Annotated in this window: 20 protein-coding genes; 15 read left to right on the forward strand and 5 right to left on the reverse strand. The window is 48.1% G+C overall.

Going from position 1 to position 19,615, the window contains the following annotated elements:
• Nucleotides 1–70 precede the first annotated feature (70 nt).
• From KI236_RS06540 to KI236_RS06575, 8 genes are all read left to right on the forward strand, one after another.
• Nucleotides 71–1,006: a DNA cytosine methyltransferase gene (locus tag KI236_RS06540; RefSeq protein ID WP_212820362.1), complete on the forward strand. Its 936-nt coding sequence runs from the start codon at nucleotides 71–73 to the stop codon at nucleotides 1,004–1,006.
• A complete protein-coding gene (locus KI236_RS06545) occupies nucleotides 1,003–1,935 on the forward strand; it encodes a DNA cytosine methyltransferase (RefSeq protein ID WP_212820364.1) in 933 nt (310 codons plus the stop codon). Before KI236_RS06540 ends, KI236_RS06545 begins: the two co-directional genes overlap by 4 nt.
• Nucleotides 1,936–3,186, forward strand: coding sequence for an AlwI family type II restriction endonuclease (locus KI236_RS06550; protein ID WP_212820366.1), 1,251 nt, complete (start codon nucleotides 1,936–1,938; stop codon nucleotides 3,184–3,186).
• Nucleotides 3,187–3,222: 36 nt separating this feature from the next.
• A complete protein-coding gene (locus KI236_RS06555; RefSeq protein ID WP_212820368.1) occupies nucleotides 3,223–4,137 on the forward strand; it encodes an abortive infection family protein in 915 nt (304 codons plus the stop codon).
• Nucleotides 4,138–4,304: 167 nt separating this feature from the next.
• Nucleotides 4,305–4,871 carry a type 2 periplasmic-binding domain-containing protein gene (locus KI236_RS06560; RefSeq protein ID WP_212820370.1) on the forward strand — a complete coding sequence of 189 codons (567 nt, stop codon included), beginning with the start codon at nucleotides 4,305–4,307 and terminating at the stop codon, nucleotides 4,869–4,871.
• 9 nt (nucleotides 4,872–4,880) lie between these two features.
• Nucleotides 4,881–5,780 carry an AbiTii domain-containing protein gene (locus KI236_RS06565; RefSeq protein ID WP_212820373.1) on the forward strand — a complete coding sequence of 300 codons (900 nt, stop codon included), beginning with the start codon at nucleotides 4,881–4,883 and terminating at the stop codon, nucleotides 5,778–5,780.
• A 67-nt stretch (nucleotides 5,781–5,847) separates the two neighbouring features.
• Nucleotides 5,848–6,954: an SAVED domain-containing protein gene (locus tag KI236_RS06570; RefSeq protein WP_212820375.1), complete on the forward strand. Its 1,107-nt coding sequence runs from the start codon at nucleotides 5,848–5,850 to the stop codon at nucleotides 6,952–6,954.
• Between the two features lie 14 nt (nucleotides 6,955–6,968).
• Nucleotides 6,969–8,312 carry a nucleotide-binding domain-containing protein gene (locus KI236_RS06575; protein WP_212820377.1) on the forward strand — a complete coding sequence of 448 codons (1,344 nt, stop codon included), beginning with the start codon at nucleotides 6,969–6,971 and terminating at the stop codon, nucleotides 8,310–8,312.
• A 333-nt stretch (nucleotides 8,313–8,645) separates the two neighbouring features.
• Here the strand turns inward: KI236_RS06575 and KI236_RS06580 are convergent, their stop codons facing one another.
• The 5 genes from KI236_RS06580 to KI236_RS06600 all read right to left on the reverse strand — a co-directional run bounded on the left by KI236_RS06580 (nucleotide 8,646) and on the right by KI236_RS06600 (nucleotide 11,533).
• A complete protein-coding gene (locus tag KI236_RS06580) occupies nucleotides 8,646–9,020 on the reverse strand; it encodes a TnpV protein (protein ID WP_212820379.1) in 375 nt (124 codons plus the stop codon).
• Nucleotides 9,021–9,172: 152 nt separating this feature from the next.
• Entirely contained in the window at nucleotides 9,173–9,472 is a 300-nt protein-coding gene (locus tag KI236_RS06585; protein WP_212820381.1) for a DUF6809 family protein, read from the reverse strand.
• On the reverse strand, nucleotides 9,472–10,077 hold the full coding sequence (locus KI236_RS06590; RefSeq protein ID WP_212820383.1) for a helix-turn-helix domain-containing protein: 606 nt from the start codon (nucleotides 10,075–10,077) through the stop codon (nucleotides 9,472–9,474). Before KI236_RS06590 ends, KI236_RS06585 begins: the two co-directional genes overlap by 1 nt.
• Before the next feature lie 371 nt (nucleotides 10,078–10,448).
• The gene (locus KI236_RS06595) at nucleotides 10,449–11,117 is read right to left on the reverse strand and encodes a tyrosine-type recombinase/integrase (protein ID WP_212820385.1); all 669 of its coding nucleotides are present in this window, start codon (nucleotides 11,115–11,117) and stop codon (nucleotides 10,449–10,451) included.
• 260 nt (nucleotides 11,118–11,377) lie between these two features.
• A complete protein-coding gene (locus KI236_RS06600) occupies nucleotides 11,378–11,533 on the reverse strand; it encodes a hypothetical protein (RefSeq protein ID WP_228738099.1) in 156 nt (51 codons plus the stop codon).
• 396 nt (nucleotides 11,534–11,929) lie between these two features.
• Here KI236_RS06600 and KI236_RS06605 point away from each other — a divergent pair, with 396 nt between their 5' ends.
• The 7 genes from KI236_RS06605 to KI236_RS12145 are packed head-to-tail and all read left to right on the forward strand — an operon-like array spanning nucleotide 11,930 to nucleotide 19,603.
• Nucleotides 11,930–12,625, forward strand: coding sequence for a polyphosphate polymerase domain-containing protein (locus KI236_RS06605; protein ID WP_212820387.1), 696 nt, complete (start codon nucleotides 11,930–11,932; stop codon nucleotides 12,623–12,625).
• Between the two features lie 12 nt (nucleotides 12,626–12,637).
• Nucleotides 12,638–13,315 carry a DUF4956 domain-containing protein gene (locus KI236_RS06610; RefSeq protein WP_212820389.1) on the forward strand — a complete coding sequence of 226 codons (678 nt, stop codon included), beginning with the start codon at nucleotides 12,638–12,640 and terminating at the stop codon, nucleotides 13,313–13,315.
• A 30-nt stretch (nucleotides 13,316–13,345) separates the two neighbouring features.
• On the forward strand, nucleotides 13,346–14,818 hold the full coding sequence (locus KI236_RS06615) for a CotH kinase family protein (RefSeq protein ID WP_212820391.1): 1,473 nt from the start codon (nucleotides 13,346–13,348) through the stop codon (nucleotides 14,816–14,818).
• A gap of 18 nt (nucleotides 14,819–14,836) precedes the next feature.
• Nucleotides 14,837–17,068: a hypothetical protein gene (locus KI236_RS06620; RefSeq protein WP_212820393.1), complete on the forward strand. Its 2,232-nt coding sequence runs from the start codon at nucleotides 14,837–14,839 to the stop codon at nucleotides 17,066–17,068.
• Between the two features lie 25 nt (nucleotides 17,069–17,093).
• On the forward strand, nucleotides 17,094–18,215 hold the full coding sequence (locus KI236_RS06625; RefSeq protein WP_212820395.1) for a HEAT repeat domain-containing protein: 1,122 nt from the start codon (nucleotides 17,094–17,096) through the stop codon (nucleotides 18,213–18,215).
• The gene (locus tag KI236_RS12140; RefSeq protein WP_228738100.1) at nucleotides 18,200–18,751 is read left to right on the forward strand and encodes a glycosyltransferase family 2 protein; all 552 of its coding nucleotides are present in this window, start codon (nucleotides 18,200–18,202) and stop codon (nucleotides 18,749–18,751) included. Before KI236_RS06625 ends, KI236_RS12140 begins: the two co-directional genes overlap by 16 nt.
• A 21-nt stretch (nucleotides 18,752–18,772) precedes the next feature.
• Nucleotides 18,773–19,603 carry a glycosyltransferase family 2 protein gene (locus tag KI236_RS12145; RefSeq protein WP_228738101.1) on the forward strand — a complete coding sequence of 277 codons (831 nt, stop codon included), beginning with the start codon at nucleotides 18,773–18,775 and terminating at the stop codon, nucleotides 19,601–19,603.
• The last annotated feature ends 12 nt before the right edge of the window (nucleotides 19,604–19,615 follow it).

Consider the following 19,615-nt stretch of genomic DNA (forward strand, 5'->3'; position numbering starts at 1 on the left):
TTTCTGAACTATATTTGAAATATGCACTGCATTTGAAAATGCTAATTGACCAAACATAGGAGAAGCCATTATGAAAATCATTTCGCTATTTAGTGGGGCTGGTGGATTGGACTTGGGTTTGATTCAAGCTGGCAACACTGTTATCTGGGCTAATGATATTGATAAGGATGCTGTAGCAACCTACAAAGAAAATATCGGAGACCATATTGTATGTGACGATATTAAGAACATTGATATTTCCACATTACCTGATGCTGATGTTGTTGTAGGTGGATTTCCTTGTCAGGGATTCTCACAGGCTAACAGGCTTAGAACTCTCGAAGATGATAGAAACCAACTTTACCGCTTTTTCTACAACACCATCAAAATCAAGCAACCTAAATTTTTCATTGCCGAGAATGTAAAAGGTATTCTTAGCCTTGGTAAAGGAGAAGCAATTAAGCAAATCGTGGCTGACTTTGAAGCTGCTGGTTATATCACTTCTGTTAATCTTGTGAATATGGCAAACTATGGTGTGCCGCAGACAAGACAAAGAGTTATTATCATTGGACAGAGAGTAGACTTGGGCAAGGAGTTGCGTTTTATATTTCCGCAGCCTACCCATTCTAAATCCGGTGAATTGCCCAAATGGGTGTCGATCAAAGAAGCAATCGACCACTTCCCTGACCCTGACAAAGAAAACAATATCCTAAATCATATCTACTCAGCTTACAAAGTGGAGTATCGTAATTTCACAGGACATAGAAAAACTGATCCCGATAAGCCGTCTCCTACTGTTCTTGCACGAGGGAATGGAAAAGGCGGCGTTTGTGCTATCCCGCATTACAACGGAAAGCGTAGATTAACAATCCGTGAGAGCGCAAGTGTTCAGACTTTCCCAGAAGATTTTCATTTTGTTGGAACTATGAATTCATGTTATCGACAGATTGGAAATGCTGTTCCGGTTTTGTTTGCCCGAAAACTTGGAGACGAACTGATGAGACTTGAAAAGGAAGAAAATGTATGAAGGTAGTATCACTTTTTAGTGGAGCAGGAGGGCTTGATTTAGGTTTCAAGATGGCTGGCCATGAAATCATTTGGGCAAATGATTTATATGAGGATGCCGTAGAAACATACAGGCATAATTTAGGAGATCATATTGTTTGCGAAGATATATCCAAAATTGATGCGGAAGAAATTCCAGAATGTGATATTGTCATCGGAGGCTTTCCTTGCCAGGGGTTTTCTGTCGCTAATATGAAGCGCCACGAAGCAGATGAACGCAATGCGTTATATAAACAATTGATCAGAGTGATTGAAGCTAAAAAGCCGAAGTTTTTCTTGGCGGAAAATGTCAAGGGGCTTACAAATTTGGCTAAAGGTGCTGTATTCAAAATGATTCTTAGCGATTTTGCTTCGCTGGGATACAAAGTAAGTTATCGCGTGCTTAATGCCGCTGACTACGGGATCCCGCAAACACGACAAAGAGTCATTATAATTGGAGTCCGTAACGATATTGACTTTGAGTATATATTCCCCTTACCGACTCATAGCAAAGATGGCGGAGATGGGCTGCCACGGTGGGTAAGTGTCGGTGAAGCATTGTCAAATATACCAGACCCTGATCTCCCTAATGACTTACCCAATCATGATTATTCAAAATACAAATTGCAATTTAACGGTTATCTTGGGCATAGAGCTTTAGACCCCGAAAAGCCTGCTCCAACTGTTACCGCCCGTGGCGATAACAGAGGCGGTGTTGTTATTTTACCTCATCCGAATGCCCAACGAAGAATGTCTTGCCGTGAATTAGCAGCGGTACAGAGCTTTCCGTTGGATTATAAGTTTTTCGGCAATCGTTCATCAGTGTATCGTCAGATTGGAAACGCCGTCCCGCCATTGCTGGGTTATGCCGTTGCAAATGTTTTCAATCAATACAAAGGGAGTGACAAGTAGATGTTCTCAAAAGATTTTGTCCCGACAAAACCATTCCCTGATTTTAAGTGGAAGTGGGCTTGTTTACAATGCACCGAGGGTATCAACGACCCCGTTATCTTATTGGGCGTTCTTTTCCGCATGAAAAAGCTGGAGGGGCGTGGATTGAAATATAGTTCGCAGGAATTTGCGGATGAGCTTGTTGAGCTGTCGAATGATATAAGTGACTCCATTGGTGTTGATCTGGCACGACGAACAGGTGAACGAAACATTATTCGTAACTCCGGTCAATATTGGAAAGCTGTCGGGCTAATCCCTGATGACAGTCGAGGGATAATTCGCCTTACTGATTTTGGACGCCGAGTTGCTGAGCATGATATTTCTCAGACAGAGTTTTCTGCAATAACTATTCAGACATTCAAGTTGCCGAACAGTCATATCCAGACTCCCGCTGAATGCATAAATTGGGAAAGCCACAGCCTTATCATTTATCCTCTCAGAATAATTTTGTCGGTAATAATGGAACTCAAAAAGAGAGGACAAGGCTACTTAACCACCACGGAACTGACCAAAATCATTATACCGCTTTCCGGCTGTCATGCACAAATCGATGACTATGTGAATTTTCTTCTTTGGTATCGTGCCGATGAGATCACTATTGCTGACTGGCCGAATTGCTGTGAAGGAGCTAATGATTTTCGTATTGCCCGAGAATATCTGTTGTTTCTCGAAAACTATGGCTATTTGGAAAAGGCGGATGGAGTAACAAGGGATGCGGAGCAGTATCACCTTAATGCGCTTATCGAATCTGAGATTGCTGAAATTCTTTCAACTCCGATTACCGATGCTTCTCTGCAAATGATCTTGGATCAGATTCGTACAAGCGAAGTTGCATCGGAAGTAGAGCGTAAACGAGTTCAGAATTCCAGGATCAGTCGCCCCAATCAAGCAAAATTCCGTCACGATGTTCTTGCTGCTTGCCAGCGCTGCATTATTACGAATGTTACCATGCCCGAAGTGCTTGAAGCTGCACACATCAAGCCGTTCAAATATAATGGCGAAGATACCATTGCAAATGGATTTGCAATGAGAACAGATATTCACACTCTGTTTGATGCTGGACATCTTCGCATTTCCGAAACAGGCGTAGTCGAACTGTCTACAAGAGCACGGATGGACTATGGCGCTACTATTCCACCGAAAATTGTTCTCCCCGACTTCACCAATCGTGATTTTATCAGATGGCGCTGGGAGAATTACAACGGTATGTAATATCGCTTCCTATACTTACATGATGGAGGAAATAATTTGCCGCAAGAAAAATCAAAATTTGAACTGCTCCGTGAAAAAAGCATCTTATCTATTTTGGACGGCGATGTAGATTTTGGTACGCTTGAAGTCAATGGCACAGATAGCGGCATTAAAATTTCAATGCCATATTTGAGTGGCCCGACCCTGTGTGATATTTCAAATAAATTTGGGTTACCTGTCACATACGGATGGAACGGTGGTGCTCAAAGCAGATGGGCATACCTTGATGATCTATTGGCACATTGCATTCAGAATAAACGGGAATCCGACTTGCTTGCGTTTCTTTTTTCAAAAGGGCAGTTTGTAGACAAACTGAGAGGACAGACGCCAGAAGTTATTGAATATGCCTATGCTCAGATCGTAAATGTAGTAATCAATCAGATCAATGGCGCTTTGTATTTTGGCGGGAATGAACTTATACGGATTGGAAAAGAGTTTGTTATTCGCAAGCTTGGAGCAACCATTAGTGTAGCAGCTCCTTCCGTCAAAACGATAGACAGAAGTTATATTACTGATTTATCCGAACGAGCCATGAAGGATGTCATAGACGGGAACTATGACAGCGCAATCACCAAAGCACGCACATTGCTTGAAGAAGTGTTTTGCTATGTCATCGAAAAGAAAGGCGAAGATCCATCCGAAAGTGGTGACATCGGGAAACTCTACAACCAAGTTAAGAAGCTATACAATATGAACCAAAGCAAAGACTTGGACAAGCGTATCAATGGATTACTTTCTGGACTCGAAAAGATTCTTTCTGCAATAGCTGAAATGCGAAATAAAGGAAGCGATTCTCATGGCGTTGGTGCGAAAAGAATTAACATTGCAGAGCATCACGCCCGTCTATTTGTAAACTCCGCAATGACGATGGCAGATTTCGTATTAGCTGTTAGCGAAAAAACATCTCGGTAGTCCATGATAATCCCTTTGAAACAAAGGGCGCACTTCTATACAGAAGCAAGCCCTCTATCGCGCGCTCTGCGAGACGGACAGCCCAAACACTTGAATTTTCTGGCTGTTTTGCGTCACTCCGTTCTGTTCAAGGGGATATCCCATTTCGTCGTAGTGTACGAGAGGCGATGGCGGCGGAGCTTGCTCAAATACGTCTGGACTTTCAAAATATATCCAGGGTGAGTTTTCACATTCCGCAAACCTGTATGTTTACGTTTGATTCTTCTGCAAAAACGCAAGCGGTTATGCCGAAGAATGTATATCAAAACTACCTCTCCTCCGCCGAACCGTGTTCTTCGGCAGAACATAAATTTGAAAAATTCTGCGAATGGGCGGAAACAGTGCAGTGGGTATATAAAAACGGAGATAAGGGCAGCGAATTTCTCTCGATCGTTTACGCCGATAATTCCGGAAAACAGAAAAATTTCTTCCCGGATTATATCATCGGTGTAAACGATGAAATCTGGATTGTCGAAACGAAAGGCGGCTTTGACCGGAGCGGGAGCAGTCAGGATATTGATATTTATTCGCCGAAAAAATTTGAGGTGCTGAAAGACTACCTTACCCGCTATGGCTTAAAAGGCGGAATTGTCCGGCACGATGAAAAAAGCGAGGAACTGTGTATCTGTATGGAGCACTATTCCGAAAACGTCGAAAGCGATGATTGGATTGTATTAAACAGTATTTTAGAATAAGGTGAAAAAATGAGCAGTATTGTTTTAGATTTGCAGCAAGAAGTGTTAAAGCCTGAGTGCGATGTTTTAAATGCGCTAAGAAAAGCACATTTAATTGCTTCAAAACTAAAATTAAAAGAGTTTGATAAGTGGATTATGCATGAACTGAATGGGTATTCCGTGAAAGAACAAGATAAGATACCAGAGTATAGAAAAGTAAATGGAAAATTAAAAGCTTGGAACCCATATCGAGGTTGGACGTCTGTAATTTTTCAAGATAGCAAAATGCAATCTTTATTGTGTACAAAATATTTAGGAAGTTCAATAGGTGAAATTCTCGAACTATATAATAACTCTGATGGACCTGTCCAAATGAGTTATCCAGTAGATATAGAGCGCAAAATTGATGAAATGTGTTCAGCTCCATTTCCAACTAATTATTCATTACATATAAGTACTCATGTTCTAAAATCTATCGTTGACCAAGTACAAAACTGTTTGCTTGAATGGACAATAAAACTTGAGAATGAAGGTATATTAGGCGAAGGTATGCGCTTTAACAAAGATGAAACTAATTTAGCTAAAAAAGTACCGCAGACTATCTATAATTATTATGGTACAGTGGTAAATGGTGATATACAACAATCACAGGTTGTCTCAGGAGATCATAATAACATCTCATTCAACTATCAGCAGACAGAGAATTTGATTCAGAAAATTAAGGAAGCAATTCAAAATGAGCAGATATCTGATGAAGACAGAGAAACTGCCGATGAATTAATTACTGATGCTGAATCAAAAATTATAAACCAGAAGAAACCAGCTATCATTAAAGCAGCACTGAATGGATTAAAAGATTTTCTGATTGGTGCAGGAGCAAATATAGCCGGAGCTTTAATTATGCAATATTTACAACAGCAGGGAATTTAATTTAGCATTTGGCTCTTGCCCCTTGCTGATGAATAGACGGGCACGGGTAGAGTGAGGTGAAGAAATCATGACTGAAAATATCATTATTGCGATTATTTTCATTGCCATAATTGTCGTCATTTATTTTATAAATTGGATTAAAGGAAAAGAGGAAAACAGTGTTTCGAATACACTGATTTCCACGGGTTGTTTATTGATTGCATCAGGTATTCCAGCTATATCTGATGCTATAGTAGACGGTATTTTTCAACTTTTATCGCTTCAGACACCTACGAATGAAGGCGATTTTTTCTTTAGAGCATTAATTGGACTAGTATTAATCATTTTAGGATTAGTATTGAAATTTAATCTAAAAAAGAGAATCTATGTGTTAAACATGTACGGAATGGCAACACAAAAAGATATAGATGAGCTAAAAGCTATTGCTGATTTAAAGCTTGCTGAGCATAAAGTAAAGGAACAAACCATTGATTTTGTGCAACTTTTTAATGATGATAAAGTAATCAGTAAAAAAACGAATCAAGTTATCTGCAAACAGATAGAGAATACCACTGCAAAATTTTCTGCAAAAGCAGCTGATCAGGAAAAGACATATTTTACAGGAATGGCTCCAATCCCCTATACAGTTTATGCTGGTACTTTTCTCGAATCGGCAAAAATATCACGCTATTTTGAATATGACGCGCATAACGGAGGACACTATTACTCTTTAAAAAAGGCTTCACATAAAGAAATGAAAAAAGGCTGGGATAAACTCAACATAACCCTGCCGCAAAATATTGATAAGAATGCCAATGAAGTTGTCTTAGCAATTTCTATTACTCATAAAATTACTGATGTTGATTTATCCCAATTTTCAACTGATATCATTCATCTTGCTCTTGATGTTCCTCAAGATAACGCAATCAGATATTTGCAGCAATTGCATGAATACAAGAAAAAAATTGATGATGTTATCCAAAATAATCTTACTACTAATTATCCGAAACTTGAAATAATACATATTGCTGCATCTATTCCTAGCTGTGTATCAGTAGAAATAGGAAAAATTATCGGATTAAGAACAAATAGAATGGTGAATATAGTAGTTCACCATTACAATGAGAGCATTATGCCACCCTATATATTTGGATTGTATGTAAATGGTTCAAATAAAGGTAAATTATGGGAATGATCAGGAGATTGATTATGTTTGACTTGTCAAAAGAATTTAACAAATTTTATAGTGAATGTACTGTTCTTCCACAAAGCACACAAAACGACCTGCGTAATAAAAAAACTTTAAATATAGACCGACTAAAAGCAGGATTAAAAGAATTAAATGATGAAAACGGAACCAGTTATTCAGTTTCTGATATCAAAGAACAAGGCAGTATTGCAATGTCTACGGTTGTTCAAAACGATGACAAGGATTATGATATAGATATAGCAGTGATTTTTGATGAAGAAAATATCGGTTCAGATACTGGAACTACAACAATAAAACATATTGTTACTAATGCTCTAAAAAAGAAATGTTCAAATTTCAAAAAAGATCCTGAAGCATTAACCAATTGTGTAAGAATAGAATACGCAGATGGATATCATGTCGATTTTGCTATATACAAAAAAACTTCTGATGGTACATATTATCATGCGGGCAGTAGTTGGCAAGAGCGAAATCCAATGTCTATTAAAAATTGGTTTAGTGACGCTGTAAAAAACAAGGGTGATAATCTTAGGAGTGTTGTACGTCTTTCAAAGATGTTTTGTAAATCTCGCAGCAGTTGGCAAATGCCAGGGGGACTGATACAATCTGTACTATGTGATGAGTGCTTCGTCGAATATGAGCGTTTGGATGAGTGCTTTTATTATACAATGAAAGGTATCATTAAACGACTTGAAGAGTCAATAGAAGTATATAACCCCACAGATGCGACTAAATCTCTGCTGTTAAAGCAAAAAGACAGAGATAAGATGAATAATTGGAAGCAACGTTTAAGTGACAAACTGGATAAAATTGATGTTATACTTAAGTCTGATTGCACAAAAAAACAGGCTTTTGATTCATGGTACAAAGTATTTAATCATGATTTTTGGCTGTATAGTGATAATGAATCCACACAGAATTCTTATTCAAATATTGTAAAAAGTTATACTTATGCAAGTTCAGAAGAGTATATAAGAAATAAATATAAAATAGATATTAATTATTCAGCACGAATTGATTGTAATGTTGAGGCAAATGGTTTTCGGCCAAGACTTTTGTCACACATCCTTAAATGTAGGGAATGGTTACCAAAATCAAGAACACTTACTTTTTATTGCGAAACAGATACCCCGGCTCCTTATGAAGTTTTATGGAAAATAAGAAATGTCGGCATTGAGGCAGAACGAAGAAAAATGATACGTGGTGAAATAATACGAAGCAACTATGGTAGAACTAAAAGGAGAGAGCATACAGATTTTGAAGGGCCTCATTTCGTTGAATGTTATATTATAAAAAATGGTGTTTGTGTAGCTATTGCCAGAATAGATGTTCCAATAAAATAGAAAAAACTGCATCTCTTATACTGCTAAAGTATCCTCAAATTCAAACAATATACAAACGAACAAATTAACTATCAATCAACCAAACAGCTTAACGTTTTCTTCGGCATGTATTTATCTATTAACTTCTTAATGAAGAAAACTTGGTCTGTTATATATTTAGAAATATCAACTTTTAAAAATATGGTTGCAAATCCCCTCGATACTTTATAATCTGATAAATTAATCAAGCGAGATTTGGTAAATTGTGATTGACTAATTTTCTCTTATAAGTTAGAAAACAAATCAGGTGCAAGAATCCAAATTCCTGCACCCGCTTGTCATTTCAATGGTTTTTTATATGAAAATAATCTCTGCATTTACAACTTCGTTAACACGCTCTCGAATATTATTTATCCTGCACACCCACTCCATAGGGTTGTCTGCTTTCAGTTGTTCGGTCATGCCCTCCCGCTCAGCGTACTCTTTTACCAACCGAAGAAAGAGTGATTGTGCTTCTTGCTCTACATCAGCGAGATGAGAACGGAGTTTTCCAAAAGTAAGCAGATTGTAGTAGAGAATTTTATGGTGCTGCTTTAAGTACCTCAGGCGACGCTGTCCCCACACGCCGATAGGACATTCTTCTTCGGCGGGTAATGTAAGATCGGGCAGGCAATAATCGCCCTGCATGGTGTATGTACCGCCCGTTTGTTCAAATATTGTTTTAGCCATAATAGATAACCTCCTTTGATACGCTCATTGTACCAAAGGAGGTTCCTGTTTGCGAATGTGCGATTTCGATTATCACACATTGCATATTGAAAAAATTAGTCAACTACAATTTAGTCAATCGTAATTGACTAAATTGTGATTCGGCAAACCCTTCATTCTTTTAGATAGCTTTCAAACGGTGCGTCATCGCTGCAAAAGGTATCAAAAATCATTTTAGCGCCGAGGCGGAAGCCGACAATGAAAGAATCAAGACCACTTTCGCCCATCAGTTCGCCGTAAGCGTTGCAGAAATCGAGGAACAGCGCCTTATCCTCGCCGCTTAAACGCCCGGTCAGCTTTTCTTCCAGCTCGTTGATGTCTTTTGAAACCTTAAGAGTATGACTGCCCTTTCGGTATCCTCTGGCCTGCGGATCAACATTTCCGTAGTACAGCTCTTCCAGAAAATTTGTCATTACTCCGCACCTCCTTCACCGTCTGCTGTGTGCAGGTTGCGGATTTTCCGCCAGCTGGAAAAGCCTTGTAGGGTGCGGATGTGCCAAGGTGATTTGCGGGTGATGGTGCGAAAGTAGGTAGAGCAGAAGAACTCCACCAAATAGACCTTCGGAATGTGGTTGACGTTGTTTTTCCGGAAAGACTTGATGTGTCCCTGATTGCACCAGTTGTTGATGGCGGTTTTTCCGTAACCGGTGATTTTGGAAACCGTTTGGGTGGTCAGTACATCGGGATATCCGGAGAGCAGATCGGTATAATACAGACGCAAATGCTCCCGCACGATTGGGGGAACCGGTTCCTCCATCTGAACAGTATAATCGCCTTTGTACCAGCCTGCCGGGGCGGAATAGCTTTCGGGAAAGACCTTGCGGTTTTCCAGATAGGCAATCACATCCTCCTTTTTTATTTTGTAGCAGCGTGTTTTCCTGCCCGTGTACTCGCAGGGGATTTTCCCGCTTTGTAGCAGGTACAGGGCGGTGGATTTGCTGATATGGCAAATGCGATACAGCTGGTCTTTCGTGATTACATCGGGGACGGCGTCCCAGTTGATTGCGTTTTCTTTCATGACAATACACCTCATATCTTGATAATCTTTGCCGGCATTCGAACTGTCCGTGTATTGCCTTTTGATTTTTGTTCTTTCCGTTCTTTCCGCAGTTCTTTCCAAAAGCGGAAAAATCGTGGATTGGAACCGATGAGCGATTCCTCAGTATTTTCGGGCAAATTTTTCAAAAAGTCCAGATTTCATGCGGGTTTAAGGGCGAACAAGGCTAACTGAAACTGACAGGAGAAACCATGTAAGTAACAGACGACGATAAAACTCGAAATGTCGTGTTCCCAAAAGGAACCTAGGGTTCGAATCCCTAACTCTCCGCCAAAAACCCAGTCATATCAAGGCTTTTGCCCATATGACTGGGCTTTTCTTTTCTCTCAAGGTCACATCGGCGTACATGATTTTCGGCAAGAACTCAGGTGTGCCAGCCGGTCTGCCTTGTGTCCGGCAGAGTCAGGATATTGTCCATTACATTTGCCGAGGTGATCTTGGACTTGTAATCCAAATGGCTGTAAATATTCGCCGTCGCGCCTATTCTCCTTTTGCTGCTCCCTCAGCACCAGCAGCTTTTCCCGGATGTTGCTGACCAGCGGCAGGAAGCGCAGGCTGGATTTCGTCTTGGCACGGTCGGCGCAGACGATTTCACATTTGCCGTCTATCTTTGCGTTGGTTACAATGTGCTTAATGGTGATGGTGTCCCGCTCAAAGTCGATGGCGTCCCATTTCAGCCCCAGCGCCTCGCTGCGGCGCAGGCCGTAAAAGGCGGTCATCTGAATCAGCAGGGAGTACGGATGATCCTTGGACGCTTCCAGCAGCCTCTCCAGTTCCTCCTGCCGGTAATAGTCCGCAATGTACCGCTGCTTCTTGGGGCGCTCCACCTTGTCGGCGGGGTTGAAGGGAATCAGATCCATTTTGACGGCGTATTTCAGCGCCTTGTGGATATTGGCGTGATAGTGGATCACTGTACCGGGGGACACGGTTTTCTGCGAATCTGTTGTACATATTCTTCCTCCTTTTGCGCCCGCCGTGCGGGTTTCTATCATCATCCACATGATAGCGCAACCCGAAGGAAAAGCCCAATGTGTGAAAAGCAAATTTACAGATTTGGCAGCTGTAGCATCGCCAAATCGCAGAAAATATTTTCGCCAAATCGCAGGATTATCTTGAATCGGATGCGCTGATCCGCTATAATATAGTCATTCTATTCACGGTGTTATAGATGCTTTTCACATCGTAGCCCTTGTCGGCAAGGAAGGCGCATCCACCACGCCCAGCTCATACAGCTTCCGCACCAGCTTGGCCATGATCGGCTTCAACGCACTGTTGTCCACTGCCGCAGGAAGCGGTCATAGGTCCAATAAGACGGCAGCGACTCCATGATGTTAAAGCCGCAGTAGTGGGCAATGAGCCGGTTGTTGTTCAGATAATCCGCCAAATCTGTGATCTGCGTGAAGCCCTCGCATTTCATAAAAGGGGCTCCGCTTTCTATATCATTTGAGTGATTTTCGGTTTCAGCCATGGCCGGGAACCATTGCAATTACTACTCTTTTGGAGTTTTGCTCATGGCTGTTATAATTATTTCGTAAGGTGATCCTATCCGGTTCCCGCGCACGAGAGGACTTCCGCCGCACAAGCGATGTCACACGCCAAATGCCGGAAAGGACTTTACTTATGCGGCGCAGCCCTGTATAAACATTTAAGACGGAAAATCGTCGAAAGACTATGCTGCAGGGCCATATGTCTGAGCGGGAGCCCCTATGATCGACCGACCGCACTCTTAAGGCAACACCGCGCAGTGAAAGCTGCGGTATTGCCTTAGCAGGACTGCGGTCAGTTTCTTTCTCTGCGAAAGGAGGGAGCATCGGTGAACCGCGTGTTCCGCGAGGAAAAGAAATATCTGATCTCGCTGCCGGAGGCGCTGCAAGCCTGCCATCGGCTCGCGCAGGTCATGCACGAGGACCCGCACAACGGCATAAGCGGCTACCCTGTCCGCTCGCTTTACTTCGATACGCTCGACGACAGGGACTTCCGCGAAAAGGCTGCGGGCGTAGAGCTGCGGCGCAAGCTGCGCCTGCGCTGCTATGATCCGACGGCAGACTTCGCCATGCTGGAGATGAAGCAGAAGCAGGGCGCAAGTCAGCTCAAGCGCTCTCTGCGCGTGACACGGGAGGATGCCCAAGCGCTCACGCGCGGCGACTACGCGCCGCTGCTGCGGTATCCGGAGCCTTTTGCCGCGGAGTGCTACGCGCTGATGCACAGCCGGTGCTATCGCCCCAAAACGATCGTAGAATACGACCGCAAGGCATTTATCGCCAAGGAGAACAAAATACGCATTACCTTTGACAGCCGCATTGTTTCCGTCGAGAGCTGCTTCGACCTCTTTTCGCCGCGGCTGAACATGAACCCCGTGCTCGATCCGTACTGCGTGGTGCTTGAGGTCAAGTACAACGGCTTTCTGCTCGATTATATTCGCGAGCTGATCAACAGCGTGGATCGCAGTGAGCTTTCTGTCAGCAAATATGTGCTTGCCCGCCAAAACGGATGTCAGACGAGGCTATAGGAGGAAAACGCCATGAGACAACAGATCCTGAACCTTTTTACCACACCCCGCGATATGTCGTGGGAGGATATTCTGCTCAATATCGTCCTGGCCGCCGTGCTGGGCTTTTTTATCTTCCTGTCCTACGCCATCTCCCACCGCGGGACGATCTACAGCCGCAAGTTCAACGCCTCACTCGTCATTCTCGCGGTGCTGACGGGGACGGTCATGACCGTCATCGGCAACAACATCGCGCTGTCTCTCGGTATGGTGGGCGCGCTGTCCATCGTCCGCTTCCGCACCGCCATCAAGGACTCGCGCGATACGGTTTATATCTTTTGGTCCATCATTGTCGGCATCTGCTGCGGCGTGGGCGATTATGCCGTGGCCTGCATCGGCAGCGCCGTGACCTTCACGGTGATCCTGCTGCTCGGCTGCATCAAGAGCGATAACCGGATGCTGCTCATCATCCGCGCCCACCGCAGCAAGCAGGAGCCGATCAAGGCGCAGGTCTACAAACTCTTTCGCGCCAAAGCGACGCTGCGTGTGGAAAACACGACGGAGGATACGGTCGAACTGATCTACGAGATCACGCAAAAGCTCCTGCGCCGCGCGGAGCAGACAACGCCGGACATTCCCGGCAGCATCTATTCGCTGGGAAGCATCGATTATGTCAATCTTGTCATGCAGAACGACGAGGTGTCGAACTGAGAAACCGGAAAGAGGGGAGCGGAGACGAACATGAAATACAAGCGAATGGCTCTTGCGGCCTGTGCGCTGCTGCTCCTCCTATCCGCAACAAACCTGTCAGCCGTGCTGACCGATGAGCACCCACGCTATCATCAGCATCTTGAGCGCCCCGCCTACACGCCCTGCGCCGAGCATGACGGCGAGACGCTCTGCACGCATCTGCCGCTCGTGCTCATCGACACCGGCGGCACGGAGATCCCCGGCGTTCCCATCCAGAGCGGCGGCAGCGGCCGTGAGGACGATGCTTTCACCACCACCGCAGACGGCAGTACACTGCTGCGCGCGTCCGTCTCGGTGGTGGATCATGCCGAGGGCAACAATCACCCCGCCGACACGCCGACGCTTCAGAGCGTCATTGACATTCGAGTGCGAGGCAACTCCTCGCGCTATTTTGATAAGCACAGCTATCTTGTCAAGACGCTGACGGACGACGGTGCGGCCTCGCGCGATGTCGCCATGCTGGGGATGGATGCCTTCGACGAGTGGGCGCTGCATGGGCCGTACCTCGATAAGACACTCATCCGCAATTATATGTGGTACAATCTTGCGGGCGAGATCATGGACTACGCGCCGAATGTGCGCTTCTGCGAGGTACTGCTCAACGGAGTGTATCAGGGGCTTTATGTTATGACGGAGACTGTCAGCTCCGGCGCGGATGCCCGCTTGAAGCTCACGGAGCCGTCGAAGGACACGGTGCAGACGAGCTATGCTCTGCGCCTTGACCGCGGCAGCGGCAACGAGGTCAAAAACATTGAGGCCTTCTCCCAATACGCCCTGCGAAATCTGCAGGATATGGACATCGTCTATCCGGGAACAAAATGGCTTACGCCGGAGCGCGCGGCGTGGATCGCACAGGATTTCTCCGACTTTGAAAAGTCACTCTACTCCTATGACTATGATACCGAGCCCTATGCATGGTGGGAGCAGGCGGACATGAGCTCTTTCGTGGACTACTTTATCCTCAACGAGTTTACCTGCAACTATGATGCGGGCTGGCTTTCCACCTATATCTACAGGGATGTGCGCGGCAAATACAAAATGTGCATCTGGGACTTCAACTCCGCCTGTGACAACTACAGTCATCCGGTCACAGAGCCGCAGCATTTTGAGCTGCAATACAATGTCTGGTACTATATGCTCAGCAAGGACGAGGACTTTATAAACGCCGTGATCGAGCGCTACCGTGCGCTGCGGCAGGGTGTCCTGAGCGATGCATATCTCAACGACTATATGGATGCCGTGGTGGAATGGCTCGGCCCCGCCATCGACCGCAATTTCTCCGTCTGGGGCTACGCGCTGGATAAGGATATGATCTCACCCGCAGGGCGAAACCCGCACACGCACACCGAGGCCGTCGCGCAGATGAAGCGCTTCTGCGCGGAGCGCGGCGCGTGGATGGATGAGCACATCGACATTCTGCGCCAATACAGCCACGAATCCAAAAATAAGAAATTCAACCACTGAGAAAGCGAGGGCGGAGCCGTGAAAAAATTTATCATTGCACTTTCCGCTCTGATCCTGCTCTATCTTGCTTATGACACGGCGCGCTACCGGCTGGGATGGTACATCGACCTGAAACCGGACGAGCCGGTGACGGCCTTTATGACCACGGATACGCAAAGCATTTACATGGATCGCGGCAGCGGTCCCGAGCCGTTTATCGTTAAGGGCGTAAACCTCGGCGTGGGCATCCCGGGCGAGTGGGCGACGGACTACGCCGTCAGCAAGGAGACCTATCTGCGCTGGTTTGCCCAGATGCAGGAGATGGGCGCCAATACCGTACGCGTTTACATTACGCTGCATGACGATTTTTATAATGCCTTCTATGAATACAACACGCTGCGCGAGGAGAACGGCGAGGAGCCGCTCTGGCTGATCCATGGCGTGTGGGTCAACGACTATGTGCAGAATTCCCACCGCGACGCCTACGATAAGGACTTTCTCGATGCGTTTATCAAGGACGGGCGCACGCTGGTCGACGTCCTGCATGGCAACAAGAAGATCTCGCTCGGGCGGGGCACGGGATCGGGCTTTTACAATAAGGATGTTTCCCGCTGGGTCATCGGCTATATTCTCGGTGTGGAGTGGGAGGATGTGACCGTCACCTACACCAACCACAAATACCCCGATCTGCCGCCCTATCAGGGCGCGTACCTCTCCGCGACGGAGGACGCCTCTGCCTTTGAGTCCATGCTGGCGCAGGTGGGCGACCGGATCATTGAATACGAGAGCCGCCGCTATAAGAGCCAGCGGCTTGTGGCGTTTTCCAACTGGCCGACCACCGATCCGTTCCTCTATCCGGAGGATATCACGACCTTTTTTATGAAGTGCGCGCAGGTGGATGTGGAGCATATCCGTGCGGAGGACGCCTTTCTTGCCGGGCAATTCGTTTCCTATCATGTCTATCCCTACTATCCCGACTATCTCAACTATATCCTCAACCCCGCGGTGATGGACCGCACGCCCATCTGGGACGGCAAGGCCGTCATCTCCCGTGTGGAGACCGGTCCCGGCACGCCCATCGGTTCCGTGCTGCGCCAATCGGACTTCTACGATGAGACCGGCGCGGCGAACACCTACCTTGCCTATCTGCGCGCCCTGCGGCGGCATCACACGATGCCCGTCGTCATCTCCGAGTTCGGCGTTTCCACCGGGCGCGGCATGGCGCAGATCGACCGGAACACCGGACGCAATCAGGGCCATATGTCCGAGCAGGAGCAGGGGCAGGCGCTCGTGGACTGCTGGGGCGACATCACCGCGGCAAACTGCGCGGGCGGCTGCGTCTTTACCTGGCAGGACGAGTGGTTCAAGCGCACCTGGAACACCATGCACGCGGTGAACCTGCAGCGCACGCCCTACTGGAGTGACTACCAGACGAACGAGCAATACTTCGGGCTTCTCTCCTTCGACCCCGGCGCGGAGGAATGCAGCGCGTATGTGGACGGCGATCTCAGCGAGTGGACGGAGGAGGATAAACTCTTCGATACCGGCACGCGCGCCCTTTCGATGAAATACGACGAGAAGTTCATCTATCTGCTCGTCTATGAAAAGGGCTTTGCGAACGGACAGAAAACGCTCTACATCCCCATCGACACCACGCCCAAGACGGGCAGCACCTACTGCGAAAACTTCGGCCTGCGCTTTGAGGACCCGGTGGACTTCGTCCTCGCCATCGACGGCAGGGACAACAGCCGCCTCCTGGTGCAGGAGCGCTACGAGGTGCTGCGCGCTATGTTTTACCACGAAACCCACGACGCGGACGCCTACCTCGACCCGCCCGACGCGGACACGCCGCTTTTCAAACCCATCGACCTGATGCTCCAGACGGCGACGCCGCTGCTCACGGGCAACTGGCAGGCAAGCACTGAGACCTACGAGACGGGCGATCTTGCCTACGGCAACGCGAACCCCGCCGCGCCGGACTACGATTCCCTCGCGGACTTCATCTTCGCGGGCGACTATGTGGAACTGAAGCTTCCCTGGCAGCTTCTGAACTTTTCAGACCCCTCGCGCATGACCATCCACGACGATTACTATGAAAACTACGGCGTGGACTACATCACCATCGACACGATGTACCTTGGTCTTACCGACGGCGCGGCGCAGGAGCGCACGCCGCTCTATCCCGCGGCGCTCAAGGGCTGGGGCAATACAGTCAGCTATCACGAGCGGCTCAAGCCCTCGTACTACATTCTGCAAAAGCTCTGGCAGTAAAACACATGAGAAAGGAAGAACGCCGGTGTTTGTTCAAATTCTGATCTACACCTATCTCGGCATCTGCGCCGGCATGATCCTCTTTAACATTGCAACGGCGCTCCTTTCGCGGCGCAGGGAGCATCGTTCCTTCTGCGACGGCATCCGCCTTGAGCTGACGGTCTCGCAGGAGCTTGACCGTCTTGCGGAGACCGGAGCGGTCAGCGAGAGGCATCTGCGCTTCATGGAGCGCAGACTGCGCCGCGTGAACGGCATGGCGGCCTTTGACGCCGCGCTGGAGCGCCTGCGCGTGAGGCGGCCAGAGCTGACCCGCTCCTATCTGACGGCGCTTAACGGTGTGATGATCACGCTGGCAGAGGATTACTGCCGCCGCGATGAGATCGAGGCGGCGTACTTCCCCTACATCATCAAGAAATACCAGCTGCTCGGCGGCGCGGACGACGCGCCGCTCAAGGAGGAGCTGCTCAAACTGCTGAACGAGCCGAGCATCTACTGCCGCGAGAACGCCATGCAGGCGCTCTACACCTCGGGCGACGCGCAGATCATCGTGCGCGCGCTGCGCATCATCGACGCGAGCAGCCTCTACTACAACCCCAAGCTCCTTGCCGACGGACTTTTGAACTTCAACGGCGACGAGACGGAGCTTTCCGAGGCGCTGTGGGCGGCGTTTGAGGATTTCAAGGTCTGGATGCAGGTGACGATCCTCAACTATTTCCGCTTTTCCTCCGGCGCGCACTGTGAACGGGTGCTCGCGCTCCTCAACGACGGCGCGCGGGACGACGAGCTGCGCTTTTCCTGCCTGCGCTATTTCGGTCGCTACCCCTATGAGCCGGTCTATCCCGATCTGCTGCGCTATGCGACGCCCTCGGAAAACGCGCGCTGGGAGTACGCCGCCATCGCCTCGTCGGTGCTGGCGAGCTATCCGGGGGAGCAGACCCTGACGACGCTCAAGCAGAACCTGTATCATCCCAACTGGTATATCCGCTTCAATGCCTCGCAGAGCCTGGAGCGGCTTGGCTGCGGCTACCGTGATCTGATCGACGTGATCGAGGGGCACGACCGCTACGCCTCCGAGATCCTGCGCTATCGCTTTGATGTGCGGGAGCTGGAGGAGCGAAAGGAGGACGCAGTATGTACGACGGTATAAAGCTGTTTCTTGAGTGGGTGGGCTATTTCTTTATCGCCTATCTGATCGGCTATTCGACCTTTTTGTTCCTCTCGGTCATCGTCGGCTCCCTCGACCTCTATAAGAGGAACCGGCAGGAGAAGTTCAAAAGCATTCTGCCCTCGGATTACTATCTGCCCATCAGCATCATCGTGCCCGCCCACAACGAGGAGATCACCGTTGTGGACACGGTGCGCTCGCTGCTTGCGCTCGACTACCGCTCCTATGAGATCATCGTGGTGGACGACGGTTCGAGCGACGCGACCTCCGAGGTGCTTGCCGAGGCGTTCGATATGCACCTTGTTCACCGGCCCATCCGCCGGCAGATCAACTGTCAGCGCGAGGAATACGTCTATGAGACACGCACACAGAAGGTACCGGTGACGCTCATCCGAAAAAAGAACGGCGGCAAGGCAGACGCGCTGAACATGGGCATCAACGCCGCAAATTTCCCGTACTTTATCTGCATGGACGCGGACTCCGTGCTGCAGTACGACTCTCTGCGCCGCATCGCCTAGCCGGTGCTGGAGGACGGCAAGGTGGTGGCGGTGGGCGGCATCGTGCGCATCTCCAACGATGTGGAGCTGGAAAACGGGCGGGTGAAGCATTACCGCCTGCCGCGCAGCATCCTCGCTTTCATGCAGGTGCTGGAGTACGACCGCTCCTTCCTCGCCTCGCGCATCCTCTTTGACCGCTTCAACGGCTCGCTCATCATTTCCGGCGCGTTCGGACTGTTCAAAAAGGACACGGTCATCGCCGTGGGCGGCTACGACAACAAGACCATGGGCGAGGATATGGAGCTGGTGGTCAAGCTGCACGAATACTGCACGGTCAACAACATCGACTATGCCATCCGCTACGCCACCGACGCCATCTGCTGGACGCAGGTGCCCGAGCGGCTGCGCGATCTGTGCAAGCAGCGAAAGCGCTGGCATCTGGGCCTGTTCCAGAGTATGTACAAGCATCGCGTCATGTTTTCCAATCACAGGTTCGGCGCGGTGAGCTTTGTATCCTATCTCTATTTCCTCATTTACGAGCTGCTCTCGCCGTTTATCGAGGTCTTCGGCGTGTTCACGATGGTGCTCGCATGGTGGTGCGACCTCATCAATGTGCCGTTCATGCTGCTCTTCTTCCTCATCTACGCCGTCTTCGGCGGGGTCCTGACGCTCACCGCCTTCTTCTCACGCATCTATACGGCGGATCTCACGCTCTCGTTCGGCGACGGCCTCAAGGCCGTCTGCCTGTGTCTCTTTGAGCTGGTGTTCCTGCGCTTTATTCTCGCATGGGTGCGCTGCACGGCCTTTATCGGCTATAGGAAGAAAAAACTCAGCTGGGGGCGCATCGAGCGCCGCAAGATCGATTTGAAATAAAGGGGGTGCCGC

It is taken from the genome of Vescimonas fastidiosa (assembly GCF_018326305.1).
Lineage (GTDB): Bacteria > Bacillota > Clostridia > Oscillospirales > Oscillospiraceae > Vescimonas > Vescimonas fastidiosa.